The 15,569-nt window shown below is 55.2% G+C and carries 14 protein-coding genes and 1 pseudogene; 5 read left to right on the top strand and 10 right to left on the bottom strand.

Annotation, left to right across the window (positions count from 1 at the left end):
* Positions 1-446: 446 nt before the first annotated feature.
* Both SIB38_RS02685 and rlmN read right to left on the bottom strand, forming a co-directional pair.
* Positions 447-3,062, bottom strand: a complete 2,616-nt coding sequence (locus SIB38_RS02685) for a hypothetical protein (RefSeq protein ID WP_412551290.1) — start codon at positions 3,060-3,062, stop codon at positions 447-449.
* A gap of 257 nt (positions 3,063-3,319) precedes the next feature.
* Positions 3,320-4,507, bottom strand: coding sequence for a 23S rRNA (adenine(2503)-C(2))-methyltransferase RlmN (gene rlmN / locus SIB38_RS02690; RefSeq protein ID WP_412551291.1), 1,188 nt, complete (start codon positions 4,505-4,507; stop codon positions 3,320-3,322).
* 164 nt (positions 4,508-4,671) lie between these two features.
* Between rlmN and SIB38_RS02695 the strand changes: the two genes are divergently transcribed.
* The 3 genes and pseudogenes from SIB38_RS02695 to SIB38_RS02705 all read left to right on the top strand — a co-directional run bounded on the left by SIB38_RS02695 (position 4,672) and on the right by SIB38_RS02705 (position 5,658).
* Entirely contained in the window at positions 4,672-4,977 is a 306-nt protein-coding gene (locus tag SIB38_RS02695) for an antibiotic biosynthesis monooxygenase family protein (protein ID WP_412551292.1), read from the top strand.
* Between the two features lies 1 nt (position 4,978).
* Positions 4,979-5,095 (top strand): annotated as a pseudogene (locus SIB38_RS02700) (HTH domain-containing protein); the annotation flags it as partial.
* Positions 5,096-5,550: 455 nt separating this feature from the next.
* Positions 5,551-5,658, top strand: coding sequence for a hypothetical protein (locus tag SIB38_RS02705; RefSeq protein WP_412551293.1), 108 nt, complete (start codon positions 5,551-5,553; stop codon positions 5,656-5,658).
* On the opposite strand, the gene SIB38_RS02710 is transcribed toward SIB38_RS02705, so the two are convergent.
* Together SIB38_RS02710 and SIB38_RS02715 are read right to left on the bottom strand one after the other, a co-directional pair.
* Positions 5,655-6,281 carry a Hint domain-containing protein gene (locus SIB38_RS02710; RefSeq protein ID WP_412551294.1) on the bottom strand — a complete coding sequence of 209 codons (627 nt, stop codon included), beginning with the start codon at positions 6,279-6,281 and terminating at the stop codon, positions 5,655-5,657. The genes SIB38_RS02705 and SIB38_RS02710 overlap by 4 nt on opposite strands.
* 117 nt (positions 6,282-6,398) lie before the next feature.
* Positions 6,399-6,932: an invasion associated locus B family protein gene (locus SIB38_RS02715; RefSeq protein WP_294115434.1), complete on the bottom strand. Its 534-nt coding sequence runs from the start codon at positions 6,930-6,932 to the stop codon at positions 6,399-6,401.
* 169 nt (positions 6,933-7,101) lie between these two features.
* Here SIB38_RS02715 and SIB38_RS02720 point away from each other — a divergent pair, with 169 nt between their 5' ends.
* A complete protein-coding gene (locus SIB38_RS02720; RefSeq protein WP_412551295.1) occupies positions 7,102-8,097 on the top strand; it encodes an asparaginase in 996 nt (331 codons plus the stop codon).
* A 24-nt stretch (positions 8,098-8,121) separates the two neighbouring features.
* Here the strand turns inward: SIB38_RS02720 and SIB38_RS02725 are convergent, their stop codons facing one another.
* The 6 genes from SIB38_RS02725 to serB form a co-directional block, all read right to left on the bottom strand.
* On the bottom strand, positions 8,122-8,436 hold the full coding sequence (locus tag SIB38_RS02725) for a YciI family protein (protein WP_294115431.1): 315 nt from the start codon (positions 8,434-8,436) through the stop codon (positions 8,122-8,124).
* 146 nt (positions 8,437-8,582) lie between these two features.
* Positions 8,583-9,854 (bottom strand): hypothetical protein, encoded by a 1,272-nt coding sequence (locus tag SIB38_RS02730; RefSeq protein WP_294115430.1) that lies wholly within the window; start codon positions 9,852-9,854, stop codon positions 8,583-8,585.
* Positions 9,844-11,199 (bottom strand): bifunctional cytidylyltransferase/SDR family oxidoreductase, encoded by a 1,356-nt coding sequence (locus SIB38_RS02735; protein ID WP_294115429.1) that lies wholly within the window; start codon positions 11,197-11,199, stop codon positions 9,844-9,846. The genes SIB38_RS02730 and SIB38_RS02735 overlap by 11 nt, the downstream gene beginning before the upstream one ends.
* Positions 11,196-12,488 carry a polysaccharide pyruvyl transferase family protein gene (locus tag SIB38_RS02740; protein ID WP_294115428.1) on the bottom strand — a complete coding sequence of 431 codons (1,293 nt, stop codon included), beginning with the start codon at positions 12,486-12,488 and terminating at the stop codon, positions 11,196-11,198. Before SIB38_RS02740 ends, SIB38_RS02735 begins: the two co-directional genes overlap by 4 nt.
* Positions 12,489-12,798: 310 nt before the next feature.
* Positions 12,799-13,557, bottom strand: coding sequence for a TSUP family transporter (locus SIB38_RS02745; RefSeq protein ID WP_294115426.1), 759 nt, complete (start codon positions 13,555-13,557; stop codon positions 12,799-12,801).
* A 3-nt stretch (positions 13,558-13,560) separates the two neighbouring features.
* The gene (serB, locus tag SIB38_RS02750) at positions 13,561-14,439 is read right to left on the bottom strand and encodes a phosphoserine phosphatase SerB (RefSeq protein ID WP_294115425.1); all 879 of its coding nucleotides are present in this window, start codon (positions 14,437-14,439) and stop codon (positions 13,561-13,563) included.
* Positions 14,440-14,569: 130 nt separating this feature from the next.
* Here serB and SIB38_RS02755 point away from each other — a divergent pair, with 130 nt between their 5' ends.
* Positions 14,570-15,502, top strand: coding sequence for an L-lactate dehydrogenase (locus SIB38_RS02755; protein ID WP_294115423.1), 933 nt, complete (start codon positions 14,570-14,572; stop codon positions 15,500-15,502).
* Positions 15,503-15,569 lie beyond the last annotated feature (67 nt).

Consider the following 15,569-nt stretch of genomic DNA (forward strand, 5'->3'; position numbering starts at 1 on the left):
CCATCAAATACCCCCATAATTGAGGGATCGTCAAACCAAGTTTTCGCAACGAACAGCTCAGGTTAATTGGTTAAGTTTGAGTGTAAGTGCATGACTGGCTTTGCCTTCAAAGCGTTTTGGTCCAAGCATAACGCATAGACTAGAACCAAGCAGCCTGCAGCCATTCCTGACACAGGCCGCAATGTTGGCGGCGTCTTTGAGTTTACCTAGCCTCGAGACGTCCAGCTCGAATTTGTCCTGATAGACCCCTTGTCGGGTAGCAGACCAAAAACTCTGGGTCGCTGGCCTTCCCACTATTGCGCGGCTTGCCTTTGCTCCTTCTCAAGCGATCCATAGACATTGGCGCCTGACAAAAGAAAACAACAAGGGTCTCTTAAGCGCCCGTTCTTCGTCCGTCCAAAGAAGCTTGGTGTCCAATTACTTCAGGGTGTTTTATGCCACCGCGCTTACGCAACGGCATTTTTTTCATCGGTCGTGTCAGGCTTTGGCAAACCAAGAACATCATAGAAATCCACACGCTCAATCATGTCGAGCTTGCCTCCGGGCGCGGCGTTGTAAAGTCGACAACCGTCTTCAGCGATAACATCCTGTAGGTTCGCAAAAGCAAGGTTCACCAACTCAGTTCCCGAACCCCCTGGACGGAAATGGTCCAGTCGCTCCGTTTCCTTGCCCCCTCCACCGTAGAAATGGGTCGTTGCACCAGAATAATCCAGGTCAACACCGATGATGTAGATTTCTTTGTACCCCATCAAATGTGCGATTTGTGCTGCCATCACCACAACGGAATTACCACGATGCAAATGCAATGGCGCATGTCGGAAGGGAACCAGCGACAATTTCTTACCTGACGATCCGACGGGAATAACGGGTACGCTCGGCGGCCTACGCCAGAGACAATTTGTGGCCAAAAAGTACTTCTCAACCGATGCACCATCAGCATCGATTTCTCGTGCATGGTTTTTATAAACCAGCGGATCTGCCACAACCAAATACCTCGGATTCGGCAAGCCGATGTCAAGCGCACGCATGCCGCGGTTCACGCAAAAGATATCTTCGCCGGCCAGGGCGTCCAGGGGCATTTCGGATATCGACGGGCCATTCCCAACGATAAAGCAACGCTTACGTTCTGCAGTGTTCACAATGGAGTTTGTGTCAAAGCCGACATAACGTTGTTGCCAATCTGAAATACGCGCGCCCATTTGCGCATACCCTACACGCTGCGCAACATCCAAGAGCCGACTGGTCAGAGCCTCGGATGTAGGGAGCCGAGCGAGCAAAAAATGCGTCAGTGACATGGCGTAACTATCGAGTTGAGCCTCAGACAGCTGGTCCAAGAATTTCACTGCAATAGCTTCGGCCCCGGCAACGTCGGCGTCTCCCAGACGGGTATCTATATTGCTGCGAACAACGTTCCAGATCTTTTTTGCGGAAGTGGCATCAAGTTCTAGCGTCAAAGGGAGATCAAGAAGTGCCTTAACCTGTTCCCATTCACGCCGGCGAATAAAGAACCGTAATATTTCTTCGCGCTGAACAGGGTCAATCTCCAGATCACCAGAGGCATTTTGGGCAATCATTTGTTTATACCGATCCACAGCGGCATCACCGCGACTGGGATCGAACATCAAACCCAGCGAGTCCGACAAAAACTTGCCATCATACATAGTGGTCGTTCGCAAAACGAGACTATGGATTTCGGTTGGCAGAAATGAAGCAGGAGTGGGATGATAGTAAACCAAATCATAAAGCCAACGCATGACAGGCGTCCGCTTGGCGGGTATCGGCAGCTTATTTGTAACTGCGAACTGCATAACATCGCGCATGGCAGAGAAATCACCGCGCCGATAATGAATCTCAACCACCCCTCTCAACCAGAGGGAGTTTCTTCCGTATTCCGCTTCATAAACAGCCAACGCGTCTTCACACTCTTCAAGGCGCGAGGCCTTTATGAGGGCTTCGATCAGGAGAGGGTAGTGTTCTTTTGGCCGTTTTGATGTGTCTATAAGCCGGCGCGCCCACCAAATCGCCGCCGAGTGGCGACTATTCGCAAATAGTATTTCTGCCGTCATCACCTGGACATTCTCGGAATAGAATTTTTTGGCGTGACGTCCAAGCGTGAGGGCACCGACTTCGTCCACTGGCTGTATGGTTGTTGCCAGCGTAAGCATGCCTGTGGCACGTAGCCGATCGATACTGATCGCGGCAGTACGTTCACGGGCGTCATCCACCCCAATTCGGAAGACCCACTCAGATGGCATTGAGCCGGCTTTACCGGGGTACCGCAACTCCAGATTTTTCCAACGCTCAAGTGCAACAGCCCAAGCATCAGAGGCAATTGCGACTTCCGCATGCAGCTTTAGCAAGGGCATTTGTCTTGGATACTTCCTCACCAAAGATTGCGCTTTTTCTTCGGCCTGGTCTAGAGCACCAGCATTGATGAGCGCGCGAACACCTCTGACGTAGCTGTTTATCCTTGCTTTGCCTCTTGCTTTTTCACCGCGTAAAAACCATGTTTCCGCAGCAGACAACCAATCCTTTTTAGCTTCTGCCAGAAGACCTTCGACGCGAAGCAACCTCTCATTATGAGGTTTAGCTATACGTTGCTCCGCCAAGAGGGCATCCGCTTTCTCTAAGTTGCCTATCTGCACAAACACATCTGCTACAGAAATCTGCAGTCGCGAACTGACAAGACATTTGCCATTCTCAATCAATTCCCACCGTTGAACCACGTCACCCGAGCGCTTTGTCTTCAATGCCAAACGGCAATAGGCTTCCGACAAGGCATCATCATCTGGGAACTTCGCTTTGGCGTCGCGCAAAATCTCATCTGCACGCGCCCAATCGCCACTTTCCGCGGCAGCTTTGCTGGACCGGAGATAGGGCAAAATGGGCCTAGGCAGTTTCTCTAGCTGCCAATACGTAGCGGTTGCCGAGCGCCCCATCCCAAGTCGCTTCACTGCTCCCCGAAACTTGCTCCGGATCACTGCTCGAGTGGCCGCTGGCAAGCCTTTGAAATATTTTCTCGCAACAGTCTTTTTAGCAGATTTTTTGGGCATGGAATTCATTTCTAATGTTACAGTGCAGTTTACTTACATGGCCACTTTATTACTGGATTCTAGAAAGATCTTGCGAGTAGCGCCAATTTTCACAGACACATCTGCAAATTTTCCGGTCAAGTCAATACTTCGGGGCCCGTCGGCAGAGTTTTTGGAACTGCCTGGGAAATCTTGTTTGGGCACGGTCGCATTCGATCTGCTGCACCGTCTCAATCAGCGGCACTACTTCCTGTTACGGCGGCTTGCCGAACGGTGCTTGTTCAAACTTACGACATGCCCGCTTCGGCCTCGATTTGCTTGCGCGACTTGCGCGCGCGTTCGGTGGCCGACTTCAACTGACCGCAGGCCGCCATGATATCCTCGCCCCGCGTTTTGCGGATCGGGGAGGCATAGCCCGCCTGATAGATGATGTTGGCAAACGCCCGAATGCGGTTATTGGAGCTGCGCTTATAAGGCGCACCGGGCCATTCGTTGAATGGGATCAGATTGATCTTGGCCGGAATGTCGTAACGTTTGATATGGTCGATCAACCGGTGCGCATCTTCGTCGGTGTCGTTTACTCCGTCCAGCATCACATATTCAAAGGTGATGCGCTCGGAGTTGGAGACCTTTGGATAATCCGCCAAGGCCTGCAGCAGCTCGTCAATCTTCCAACGCTTGTTGATCGGCACCAATACGTCGCGCACCTCATTGGTGGTCGCGTGGAAAGAAATCGCCAACAAGCAGCCAATTTCCTCAGCGGTGCGGGCAATCTCGGGCACCACGCCAGAGGTCGACAAAGTAATCCGACGGCGGGACAGGGAAATGCCCTCAGGGTCCATCGCGATCTTCATCGCGTCGCGCACGTTGTCGAAATTATAAAGCGGCTCGCCCATGCCCATCAGCACGATGTTGGACAGCAGACGTGTTTCATCTTTGGGCTCTCCCGGCACCGGCCATTCACCCAAATCATCCCGCGCCACCATCAGCTGACCAATGATCTCGCCTGCGGTCAGGTTGCGCACCAGTTTCTGCGTGCCGGTGTGACAGAAAGAACAGGTCAGCGTGCAACCCACTTGAGACGAGATACACAGCGTGCCGCGATCGTCCTCAGGGATGTAGACCACCTCAACTTCGTGTCCTCCGGCAATGCGCACCAAATATTTGCGGGTGCCATCCTCAGACACCTGGCGTGTCACCACCTCAGGCAAAGCAATCTCAAACTTCTCGTCAAGCTCTGCACGATAGGCTTTGGCGAGGTTGGTCATCTCGTGGAAATCACGCACGCCCCACTGGTAGATCCACTGCCAGATCTGCCCAACGCGCATCTTGGCCTGCTTTTCCTTGGTGCCATTGGCAATCAACACTTCGCGCAGCTGATCACGGGTCAACCCAACGAGGTTGATCTTGCCACCTTCGGGCAGCTTGCGGGGAATGGTCATCACGTCCTGCGTGATTGGCGCGGAGGTACTCATGGCTCTGGGACTCATCTGGGAATTCAAGCGGTGCAGATACACCATTTAGGGCGTTTTGCAAATAATGCCAGAAAACGCGCTTAACGCCTAATCCAACTGACAGACCGTGTCAGTTGGTGTGTGGGACAAAGCGCCATCACAAACGGACAACACAGGAGACCATCATGTCTGTTATTGAAATTGTGCGCTACCGTCTGAAAGCAGACGCAACAGCGGACCAAGCCGTTGCCGCCTGGGGGAAATCCCAAAGCTTTGCCAAGGCACAACCGGGATTCATCAGGCGCCGCATCGCCACCACGGCCGATGGGGAATGGATTGACGAAGTGGAATGGGAAAGCCTTGAGCATGCCCATGCTGCAGCGTCCGCATTCAATCCCGAAACCTATCCTGAACTGATGGACCTCATGGCAGTTCTGGATCAAAGTTCCATGAGCATGACCCACTATACCGTTCAAGGCAGCACATCCTAAAATGCGTCGGACCGACCGTCTTTTTGATCTGATCCAGCTCCTACGTGATGGGCGTCTGCACACCGCGTCCGATTTGGCGGAACAGATGGAGGTGTCGGTCCGCACCATTTATCGCGACATGGACACGCTGGTGGCCTCTGGCATTCCGGTCGAAGGCGAACGCGGGGTGGGCTACATCCTGCGCGCGCCGGTGTTTATGCCACCCATGGCGCTCACCCAAGTTGAATTAGAGGCGTTGCATCTCGGGGCGGCTTTGGTGCGCCAGACTGCCGATGCTGAGCTACAAGAGGCGGCCACACGGGTGCTGACCAAGATTGATCAATCGATGCCGGAGCCGATGTTTGGCGCGCTGGATGGCTTTGGCAAAGAGATATTTGCCGCGCCGGAGGTCGAGGCGAGTTTCGGCAACATGCCCACCATCCGCCGCGCGATCCGCGAGCAATTGGTGATGCTGATCGACTACACGGCGCTGGATGGCCGCCATAGCCGCCGCCGCATCCGACCTCTGCAAATGGAGTACTGGGGCGCGCCTGGACTTGCACCGGGTGGTGCGAAGAGCGTGGCGATTTCCGCGTGTTTCGCGTGGACCGTATCAAAGACATCCTCGTGCCCGGCGACCGGTTCGAGCAGGAACCGGGCCAGACTTTGGTGGATTACCTCAAGCGGTTTGAGGCAGGTTAGGCCCGCTTTTTCACGTCGACAACCTGCGCTGCCTCGTGCTTGTCCAAGCGGCGACGCCATTTGTCCGTTTTCTGTTTCATTGCCAAGAGCTCTGGAAACAGCTCCGCCATTTCATCGGCGTCCAGCTGTTCAAACAGATCCACATTGCGCCCGGGATGGCGCATTTCTACATGAATACCGTCCACCGTCGCCACACAAGGCGTGTCGCAGATAAAGAGATAAAACTCCGAAGAACCTGCGGTGTCCTCGGAGATGCCACGCCAGCCCACTAGGTCTTTGACCGGCACAAGCACTTCGCGCGCGGTAAAAGCTTCTTCGAACTCAGCGCCTTTCATCCACAACCGCGCATCCGGCGACAGCCAGCAGTCACGCGCAGGCACCCGGCGGCCCATCGCACCTGCGGGCACTTTCACCGGGACGTTTTGTGCAAACAGCCGCCCAATCCAACGCACGGGCGTCAACCCGTGATCGCGGCTGACCACCTCATCGCCAGCCCGCAGCTCTTCAATGGCCACCTCGCCGCGCCGTGTGGCAATTTTGGTGCCACGTGCCACGCAGCCCAATTCCAAATTGCTGATTTCCAGCGCGATTGCTGGCGCATGTGTTTGTACGTCCTGGGCCATTGACTGCTCTCCCATGGCTTGTGACCCAGCCGGTTGATCCGGCTGGCCTCCCCCATGGTGGCAATGTCAGGCAGGTAAGGACCCTGGCAGAGGTCCTGCTCCGGATTTCCGAAGCGGTTACTTACAACGTTTTTCGGCGTCTTCCACTGCGGCGGTGAAGCCACGCAGAGAGAAGGTGTCGCTGGTTTTGGTCCCACGCGAGGAGCGCGCCACAAAGGTGGCATCCGCGCCACGCTTCATCGCGGCAACAATCTTGGCGTCATCGCCAGAGGACGCGGGCCAGGCCCATTCGCCGTCGGTGATCATCACAAAGGCTTGGCCATCAATGGACACATCCACGGTGGAGCCGCCCGCAAAGGGATAGCCCCCGGTGAAGCCCACCTGTGCGGCCACATCCGCACTTGGCACAAAGGATACCATCAACAGGATGTCGCTGCGGCGCACGGCCACAACTTGGCCGTTGCGGGTGTTCACAGTTTCTTTGGCGGTGCTCACCGCCCAGCATTCCTGCTTGCCACCGTCTTTGTGCTCAAACACGCTCCAGTCGGTGATCGCATTGACCTGATTTTCGCTTGCGGCCTGTGCCGATACCATACCGCCCCAAACCGCAGTTGCGGTCACGGCCAGCGCTTTCACCCAACGTGATGTCATTGCTCTTACAGCCTCCAAGCTGTGTATTGCCTCTGTCGTCCGCCCGTTGGCTTTGCACCATTTGAAGTGGGCTGGACATTGTTATACGCGATGCGCAGAGTTTAGCCCATGTTTGTTGCCGCGCGAAAGACCCGTTGGCACAAAATTGCCCACAATTGCGAGAGAAATCATGACCAAAGCCGTGCCTATGACCGAAATCTGGCGGGGAGACATCCTGGAGAGCATGCATTCCGGCCATGCGGTGGTTTGTAATGTCGATGGGGATATTGTGCATGCGTGGGGCGATCCGGACGCAATTGTGCTGCCGCGCAGCTCCTCCAAGATGATCCAGGCCTTGCCTTTGGTGGAAAGTGGCGCGGCGGACGCGGCTGGATTGACGGACCAGCATCTGGCGCTGGCCTGCGCGTCCCACAACGCCTCTGCGATCCACAACACCATGGTCAACGACTGGTTGGCGGCACAGGGTTTCAGCGATGAAGACCTGATCTGTGGCCCCCAGGAACCCCGCGACATTGGCATTCGTGACGAGTTGATCCGCTGCAACGATCCGGTGTGCCGGGTGCATAATAACTGCTCCGGCAAACACACCGGCTTTCTGACCCTGTCCAAACATCTCGGCGCAGGTGGCAACTACACTGACATCGATCATCCGGTGCAAAAGGCCGTTCAGGCGGCACACGAAGAGCTGACCCATGAGGCCAGCGCAGGCTACGGCATCGACGGCTGTTCTGCGCCAAACCACGCCAGCACCCTAAAAGGCATGGCACGCGCGATGGCGTTTTACGCGGCGGCGCGGGAAGGCAATGGCACCCGCGAAACCGCCGCTGCCCGCCTGCGCACCGCGATGGCGAAGCATCCTGAATATGTCGCAGGCGAAGGCCGCGCCTGTACCAATCTGATGCGCGCTATGGGGCACACTGTGGCGATTAAAACCGGGGCGGAAGCCTATTTTGTTGCCATGCTGCCAGAGCAAAAACTGGGCGTGGCTTTGAAAATCATCGACGGCGCCACCCGCGCCTCGGAGAATGCCCTGGCCGCTATTCTGGTGAAACTAGGCGTTCTGGATCCGAACCATCCCGAGGCACAAAAATACCTCGATGCGCCGATCCGCAACTGGGATGGCCTGCAAACCGGCGTCATGCGCGCGGCGTCTACATTGAACTAAACAAAAGGCGGCCCGCCGGCCGCCTTACATCTCCATCGCCTCTGCGACTTCTACGGTGCCCAAGCCGTGTTCAAGTATGGGGCAACCCTTGGCGATTTCGCAGGCGGCATCCATATCGGCGGCATTCACCAGAGTGTAGCCGGACACAGGATTGGCCCCACCGTCATGCGCAACGCCATGCACCGTCACAGTCTTGGACATGCCCGCAGGATTGCCGCCATCAACGAGATCCTCGCCGATGCCTTCCATCCATTTCGTCCAGGCCGCCATGACCTGCTCGCCTTCCTCCGGCGTCTCAGGTCGTCCGCCACCGTGGTAGATAAACATAAACTTGGGCATGGTACGTCTCCTTCCGACAAAAAAACTGTCTTGAAAGTCCTGAAACAAACGCAACACCCCGCAGGATGACGCGTTTGTCCAGTGTACCACATTTTACTGGTTTGGTCTTGCAGCAGGGAGGCCCCCTACAAGCAAGTCACGGCCAATTAGCCTTTTATCTTCGGCAGCCGATCCAGTTCTTTAAAAAACTGACCGTTTGCCGTCTTCTCAAGATCAACGCGGTAGTTCATGGCCTGCGCGCGTTCTTCGGCGAGGTAATCGTCACCGTCAACAATCACCTGCTTCAGCAACGCCTTCAGCTCATCCACATTTCGGTAGAGATAGCAAAACGCATTTCTCTCCTCAAAATCGTCCGCCACCAATGCAGGCGGCTGCGGATAATACAAAAAGATCGGCACATTGATGAAAAGACACTCCGTCACCGCCGCCGAGATATCACAAACGACAAAGCGCAGTGGCTTTTTCAAGATATCGCGCAGTTGAGTGCCCTGGTCCGGCAAAAACAGTCCAACTTCAGGAGCTGATAACGCCTCACCATTCTCATCAATCGTCTTAGTGATCTGCGGTGGCTTATGCGCTTCCACAACCCTTGAAACCGCTTTCACGTCGGCGTTCGTGGACCAAGGGTGTAGCTTCAGGAAGCCAGCCGCCGTGTCTCCCAAACTCTCTTGCGCAACGGCCGCGATGCCTTTGATGATATCAAGGGAGGAATAATTGGTGTTGGCGTAATACCCACGCCAAGTAGGGAAATAGCCCCATTGGTTCCGCTCTTCCAAGCCGTATTTTGGCAACGACTTGAACCAGTCCTGCATCCACGGCTGACCCACAATAGGAAACTTCAGCGCAGAATAATCGCCGGACACCCGGTCAAAACGGTCGCGATGCGCCTGACCTGCCACCCAAACCTCATCATAAAGACGGAAGCATTTGTTGGCGCTGGAGGCTTTGTTGCTATCGCCATGGCCAAGAAACACATGGGTCAGATCCGTGTTGCGCACGACTTGCATATTCGCGCCATTGTTGGCCGGGTAGAAAACAGCCTTCAGATTTGGCATGCGGTTCAACAACGGCTCAATTTGAGCCATTGTTGAAATGGGGTAAACGTGTGGGTCGTCATTTACTGACCACCAGCCAGCGGAAAGGCGAAAAATCGAAGCGTGAGTTCCCGGCCGTTTCGAAAAGACCGGGTTCCACATATTGTAGTGGCTCAACGCGTTCTTCTCAGCATAGTAGACTACATACTCTATGTCTGGCAGAGGTGTTTTCAGGTCCATTTCATTTGCGGAAATCGCATGAAAACACGCTGAGCGAACCGCAACCCCGGAACCTGCGTACTTTTTGATCGACTGCACATTTTCGCGCGTCACAAAAGCCCTGGCAGCTTCTTTTCCGACGTTTTTGAGCAGCTTAATAAACATGATTTATTATTCCGGAATCCGGCGACTTCAGCAACTTGAGCACTTGCAAAGACACCTCTTTCGGCTGCAACAAAGTGCTTGGATCTTCCCCGGGGAAGGCCGCGTGGCGCATAGGCGTATTTGCCCGTCGCGGCACGATACAATTCACCCGCACATCGTCTGGTGCCCATTCCTCACACAGCGCCTGTGTCAGGTTGACCACTGCGGCTTTGGAAGAAGAATAGACAGCGTAGTCTTTACGGCCACGATAATAGGATGACGAAGACACCAGCATCAACTGGCCTTTGGACGCCTTTAAGAAGTCATAAGACAGGCGCGCGATATTTAGCGCCCCCATATAATTGGTCTGCACAACCCGCTCCAGATCGTTTGGATCGATCTCCGCCAGTTTTCCGATGTGTAGCACACCCGCAAAATTGATGACCGCATCGATTGGCCCTTTCGCCGCGGCAGCTTCTAGCGTCGCGGCCACATCATCGGCCCTTGAAATGTCACAGCCTGCACTGCGCGATGCGCCGTGAACAGTGGCTCCAAGGTTCTCAAGGTAGATCTTCGCATCTTCACCCAGACCGGAACTGGCGCCAAAGATCACGATATTCATCGCCGAGACGTCCACGTTAGAAGCACGCGCCTGAGCCCCGGTTTGACCGGTCATGATCAGTTGCTCTGCCATGAACAGATCAATCGGATGGGTGATTTTGATGTTGCTTTCATCCCCGTCAATCAAACCGATCTTTGCCTGCGGGCGGGCCGCCAGATACATGCCGCAATCATCAGTAAACGTTGCCGCGGCCAGATCCGGCACCTCGTCGATCACGTCACGCAGTTTTCCGAGCCAAAAACCTTGCGGTGTCTGTCCCCGACGAAAGGCTTCGCGACGGGGAATCCGCCCAATCAGATCTATGGCACCCGGATCCACTTCAACCAACGTATCCGCGGACGGGATCACCACGTCCACAGCATCGTAAATATCCAAGCCACTGTAACAGGCGTTGATTACGTCGTGCTTGATGAATGGGCGCACGCCGTCATGCACCAGAACCTTGGTTTCGGCTGGGCCTTCAACTGCCTGCAAACCCGCTCGGGTGGATTCCAGACGATTTGATCCACCTTCAACAATTTTGATCGAAGGATGCGCAATATCGGAGACAATTTTCTTCGCTTCGTCCAGGATTGTTCCGCGGCTGACCAAAATGATCTGCTTCACGTTTTCGCAGGCCGCGACGTTTTCCAACGTGTGCTGCAAAATCGTCTTTCCCGCCAACATGGCCAACTGTTTTGGCTTTTCCGACCGGAAGCGCGTCCCAGAACCGCCAGCAAGAATGATGAAGGCAGATTCGCTCATTTTCCTAGCACCGCTTGTGTGACTCGTTTCACGTATGTCTTCAGCCCACGGTGTTTTTTCTTTGTTTGATTGGCTTGCCACTTCAAACGTTCGGTCCGATGAGCTTCAGTTTGGTGAGGCAAGGTGGGCATTTCACCGGGGAAATGAGCCTGGGCCAACTTTTTCTCGAAAGCTTCACCTTTGTCCTCGCCTTCTTGATAGACATGGCGCAAATTGTTTTTCTCAAGGAAAGACAACCAGGTTTCAAAGCGGGCCGCGTGGTTCCGTTGCAATGGACCGTAATCGGCTTCCGCATAAAGCTCGCAAGCCAGCACCTTGGGAGAGATATCCGACATCGGTTTGTGTGGGATTTCGAAGTAGCGTGCTAGTTCCAGTGTGCGGCTATCATGCGCCATAACAAAGGAAGGCGTGCCCGCTAGAAGGCCCATAACATTGCCGTGAATGCGTGTGCCAAACACAAAATCGTATTTGCGCAAATGATCAAGCCAGGTTTTGGTGTCTATGAACATGCGCAGCCGATCCTCTTCAAACATCGGGTGGTCTGTGGTCTTGGGAAAAACCTTGCCAGGCTGTTCCAAAAACTCGCCATTCCATAGTATTTGATCAAGGCTTTCATTATTTTGCGGAATATACACTAGTTTTTCATAGTGCTTATAGTTCCGCTCAAAAATTTTGCTGATACCTCTCACATAAGGGGAGACATTCATCGAGACTTTATCAGAGGGCAAAAGCTCCTCGCGGGTCTGTATCTGCGGAAGACTTGCGCCATGATAAAACATCGACGGACATCCGATCACATCGATTTCGTCATCCGAAAATCCGAGGCTGCGCAGAAATTCATAGGTGTACTCACCCCGAACCCCAATAGAGGCAGAACGCTTCAACACTGCCTTACAGAATGCAGCCACATCTGGCCCCATTTCGGCAATTGCCTCAGGCGTCGCATCCAAACCAGCCTGCGCTCCCACGCCAGTGACTACAACCGGAATTTTGAGCTGCTCTACCAAATCGGTAAATTTGCGCAGATGAGGCAAAAAGGACGTGCGAAACGCATTGGCAAACGGAAGCACCACCACATCATAGTCCGAATTCACGACGGCCGCGCGGCTGGGCCTCGCCGAATAGCCGTTCATGCGGAGAGTCGTGTTTTTTGTCGACAGGGTCCGCCAAACCGACTCCGCGAAAATCAGGTTTCCGCTGTTGGTACCCAATTTGTTGCGAGCTAATGTGTCTTCGTAAGAGATATATTGAAACGGGGATTTTCCACCGCGCATCAAAATCCGGGTCATAAGCAATAGCCTTGGATAACTGCGTTAAATTCGCCCATTTCGGGCATGGCGAGGACATAAGGTGGTTGACGGATCAACGCAAGCAGACGTTGCTTTTCAAGCAGGAACGCCTGTAAAAATTGCGGGGAACCGCCAATCTACCAGCTAGAACTTCGGAGCGTCTCAGATGCGCGCCAAAGGTCCCGATCTCACTCCTAAAAACCCAGCCTTAAGCCAACGTTAACATGAGAAAATGTTTAGGCTGCATCTGCCATTCTGGCTGTGTTGGTTGAGTGTTTGCCGACGATGCTTCTTGGTGACACCATCTACCTCACAGCACGTCCCACAACAGCTTCAACGCCAGCACCATGGATGTGACCACAAGCAACGGGCGGATGAGTTTTGCGCCTTTGGCCATTGCCATCTTGGCTCCCAAAGCCGCGCCAAGCATCTGCATCACGCCCATCGCCAGACCGATCGCCCAGAGGGGTTCAGCCACCAGGATGAAGCCAGCCAAGCCGCCGACATTGGAGGCAAAGTTCAAAAGCTTGGTGTGGGCCGTGGCTTTCAGAATGCAGTAGCCGCCCAGCGCGACAAAAGCGATCATGTAGAAACTGCCAGCCCCCGGACCAAGCAAACCGTCATACGCGCCAACAAAGGGCACCGCTGTCCGGGTGAAGGCCAAAGGCGACAGGCGCGCGGTTTTGTCCATGTCGCCCGGGTCTTTGCGGAAGGCAAAGAACAGCGCGATACCAATCAGCAAAACCGGCAAGATGAGGCGGATCCAGTCGGTGGGCAGCACGGAGACCAGCAAGGCCCCCGCCAAAGAGGCAGCAAAGGCCAGACCGGCGGGCAAAAGCTGCTCGCGCAGGTTCACCAGACCGCTTTTGGCATAGGAATACGCCGCCGTGCCGGAGCCAAACATGCCCTGGATCTTATTGGTCGCGAGCGCCGCCACCGGTGGCACACCAGCGATCATCAAAGCCGGCAAGGTGATCAAACCCCCGCCGCCCGCAATCGCGTCGACAAACCCGGCAAAAAATCCCGCTGCCAAAAGGATCAGCAGGCCTTCCAGTCCAAATTCAAACACAGATCAGACGCCTTCGAAGTCAGATTGGGCGTAGCCCTGAATATAGAGCAGCGCGGTCAAATCCCCATGGTTGATGCGGATGTCACATTCCGCCGCCACCGAAGGTTTGGCATGCAGTGCAACACCGGCGCCCGCCAGACCCAGCATGCCCAAATCATTGGCGCCATCCCCAACGGCCATGACATCATCATGGGCAAGCCCAAGGCGCTCAGTGATCTCTTTGAGCGCCTGCACTTTGGCCTCCCGCCCAAGGATCGGACGGCCAACATCTCCCGTCAGCTTACCCTCTTCCGCCAGCAAGGTGTTGGCGCGGTTCTCATCAAAACCCAGTTCATCCGCAACTTTGGCGGTGAACGCTGTAAACCCACCAGACACCAGCGCGGCATAAGCACCTTGCGCCTTCATCGTTGCCAATAGCGCTTTGCCGCCGGGCATAAAGGTGATGCGCTCCGCCAGCACTTTGCCAATCACAGCTTCATCAAGATCTTTGAGAAGCCCAACCCGCTCCGTCAGCGCACCTTCGAAATCCAACTCGCCGTTCATCGCCCGCGCGGTGATATCTTTGACGCGTTCACCAACGCCAGCCTCATCGGCCAGCTCATCGATGCACTCCTGCTCGATCATGGTGCTGTCCATATCCGCCAGCAGCATCTTTTTACGACGCCCCTCGGTAGGCAGCACCACAAGGTCCACACCCATCTTCTGTAAGTCCGCCCAAACGTCCCACCGGTTGTCTGGCATCGCTGGCAAGCTGAACTCCGCCGCCTCATCCGGTGCCAGCCAAACAGCATCTCCACCGCCCCAGGCATTGCGCAGGTTATCAACCAAAGCAGGGTCCAAATTGGCGGATGTCGGGGATGTCAGAAGCGTGGCGGTATACATCAAAACCTCGGTTTTACAGGGTCGCGGCAATCTACCGCTGCATAGACCACGCAGAGCCGCTTAACACCACCCCCCGAATGCGTTATCGCTAACGCATTGGCGCGCGCGTGATATTTTGGGAGTTTTAGGCATGAAAATCGGAATTGTGGGCGCCGGTCAGGTTGGTGCATCTGCCGCTTACGCCATCGCGCTCTTGGGAAAAGCCCGCGAAATTGTCTTGATCGATCTTGATCCAGCGATGGCCGCTGCTCAGGCCGAAGACATCAGCCACGCCATGCCTTTTGCTGCCACCACCGAACTTCGCAGTGGCGGGTACGCAGACCTCACAGAGGCCGAGGTGGTGATCATCGCCGCTGGCGTCAATCAAGCGCCCGGCGAAACCCGGCTGGACCTATTGGCGCGCAACGCCGCCGTCTTCAAGGAGGTTACCAGCGAAGTGCTCACCTACGCGCCAGAGGCCATTTTGCTGATCGCCTCCAACCCGGTCGATATTATGACCGGCATCACGCAGCGTCTTACCGGCTTGCCGAGCCACCGCGTGATTGGGTCTGGCACCATTCTGGACACCGCGCGCTTCCGCGTCTTGTTGGGGCAGCACCTCGATATAGACCCACGCTCGATTCACGCCTATGTGCTGGACGAACACGGCGACAGCGAAGTGTTGTCTTGGTCCTCCGCCCAAGTAGGCGCACGTCACCTGTTGAGCTTTGCCGAAGAAAAGGGAAATCCAATCACCGGCGCGGTCCGCACCGCCATTGACGAAGGTGTGCGTCGCGCTGCCTATCGCATCATTGCAGGCAAAGGCGCGACGTACTACGGCATCGGCGCCGGACTGGCCCGATTGGTGGCCGCCATCGGTGGGGATGAACGCTCGGTACATTCCGTGTCAATTATGACATCTGAGGTCGCAGGGGTCCGTGATGCGCCCCTCTCTCTTCCCCGCGTGGTGGGCAAAGGCGGTGTGATTGAAGACGTCACGCCAGAGATTGACTCGCTGGAGCAAGCCGCGCTGAAAGCCTCCGCCCAACTGTTAAAAGACACTTTAGAGGCCGTCCGGCTTTAACCCCCGCGAAACGAAAAGTTTCCGATAGTGGTCGCCGCACGTCGCTTTTGATGTGCAAACTGTCGTG

Source organism: Shimia sp. MIT910701 (assembly GCF_047126315.1).
GTDB lineage: Bacteria > Pseudomonadota > Alphaproteobacteria > Rhodobacterales > Rhodobacteraceae > Shimia.

Bases quoted from the DNA above. Each gene is read 5' to 3' on its own strand.
- SIB38_RS02685 (WP_412551290.1), bottom strand. From the start codon at position 3,062: ATGAATTCCATGCCCAAAAAATCTGCTAAAAAGACTGTTGCGAGAAAA.
- rlmN (WP_412551291.1), bottom strand. From the start codon at position 4,507: ATGAGTACCTCCGCGCCAATCACGCAGGACGTGATGACCATTCCCCGC.
- SIB38_RS02695 (WP_412551292.1), top strand. From the start codon at position 4,672: ATGTCTGTTATTGAAATTGTGCGCTACCGTCTGAAAGCAGACGCAACA.
- SIB38_RS02710 (WP_412551294.1), bottom strand. From the start codon at position 6,281: ATGGCCCAGGACGTACAAACACATGCGCCAGCAATCGCGCTGGAAATC.
- SIB38_RS02715 (WP_294115434.1), bottom strand. From the start codon at position 6,932: ATGACATCACGTTGGGTGAAAGCGCTGGCCGTGACCGCAACTGCGGTT.
- SIB38_RS02720 (WP_412551295.1), top strand. From the start codon at position 7,102: ATGACCAAAGCCGTGCCTATGACCGAAATCTGGCGGGGAGACATCCTG.
- SIB38_RS02725 (WP_294115431.1), bottom strand. From the start codon at position 8,436: ATGCCCAAGTTTATGTTTATCTACCACGGTGGCGGACGACCTGAGACG.
- SIB38_RS02730 (WP_294115430.1), bottom strand. From the start codon at position 9,854: ATGTTTATTAAGCTGCTCAAAAACGTCGGAAAAGAAGCTGCCAGGGCT.
- SIB38_RS02735 (WP_294115429.1), bottom strand. From the start codon at position 11,199: ATGAGCGAATCTGCCTTCATCATTCTTGCTGGCGGTTCTGGGACGCGC.
- SIB38_RS02740 (WP_294115428.1), bottom strand. From the start codon at position 12,488: ATGACCCGGATTTTGATGCGCGGTGGAAAATCCCCGTTTCAATATATC.
- serB (WP_294115425.1), bottom strand. From the start codon at position 14,439: ATGTATACCGCCACGCTTCTGACATCCCCGACATCCGCCAATTTGGAC.
- SIB38_RS02755 (WP_294115423.1), top strand. From the start codon at position 14,570: ATGAAAATCGGAATTGTGGGCGCCGGTCAGGTTGGTGCATCTGCCGCT.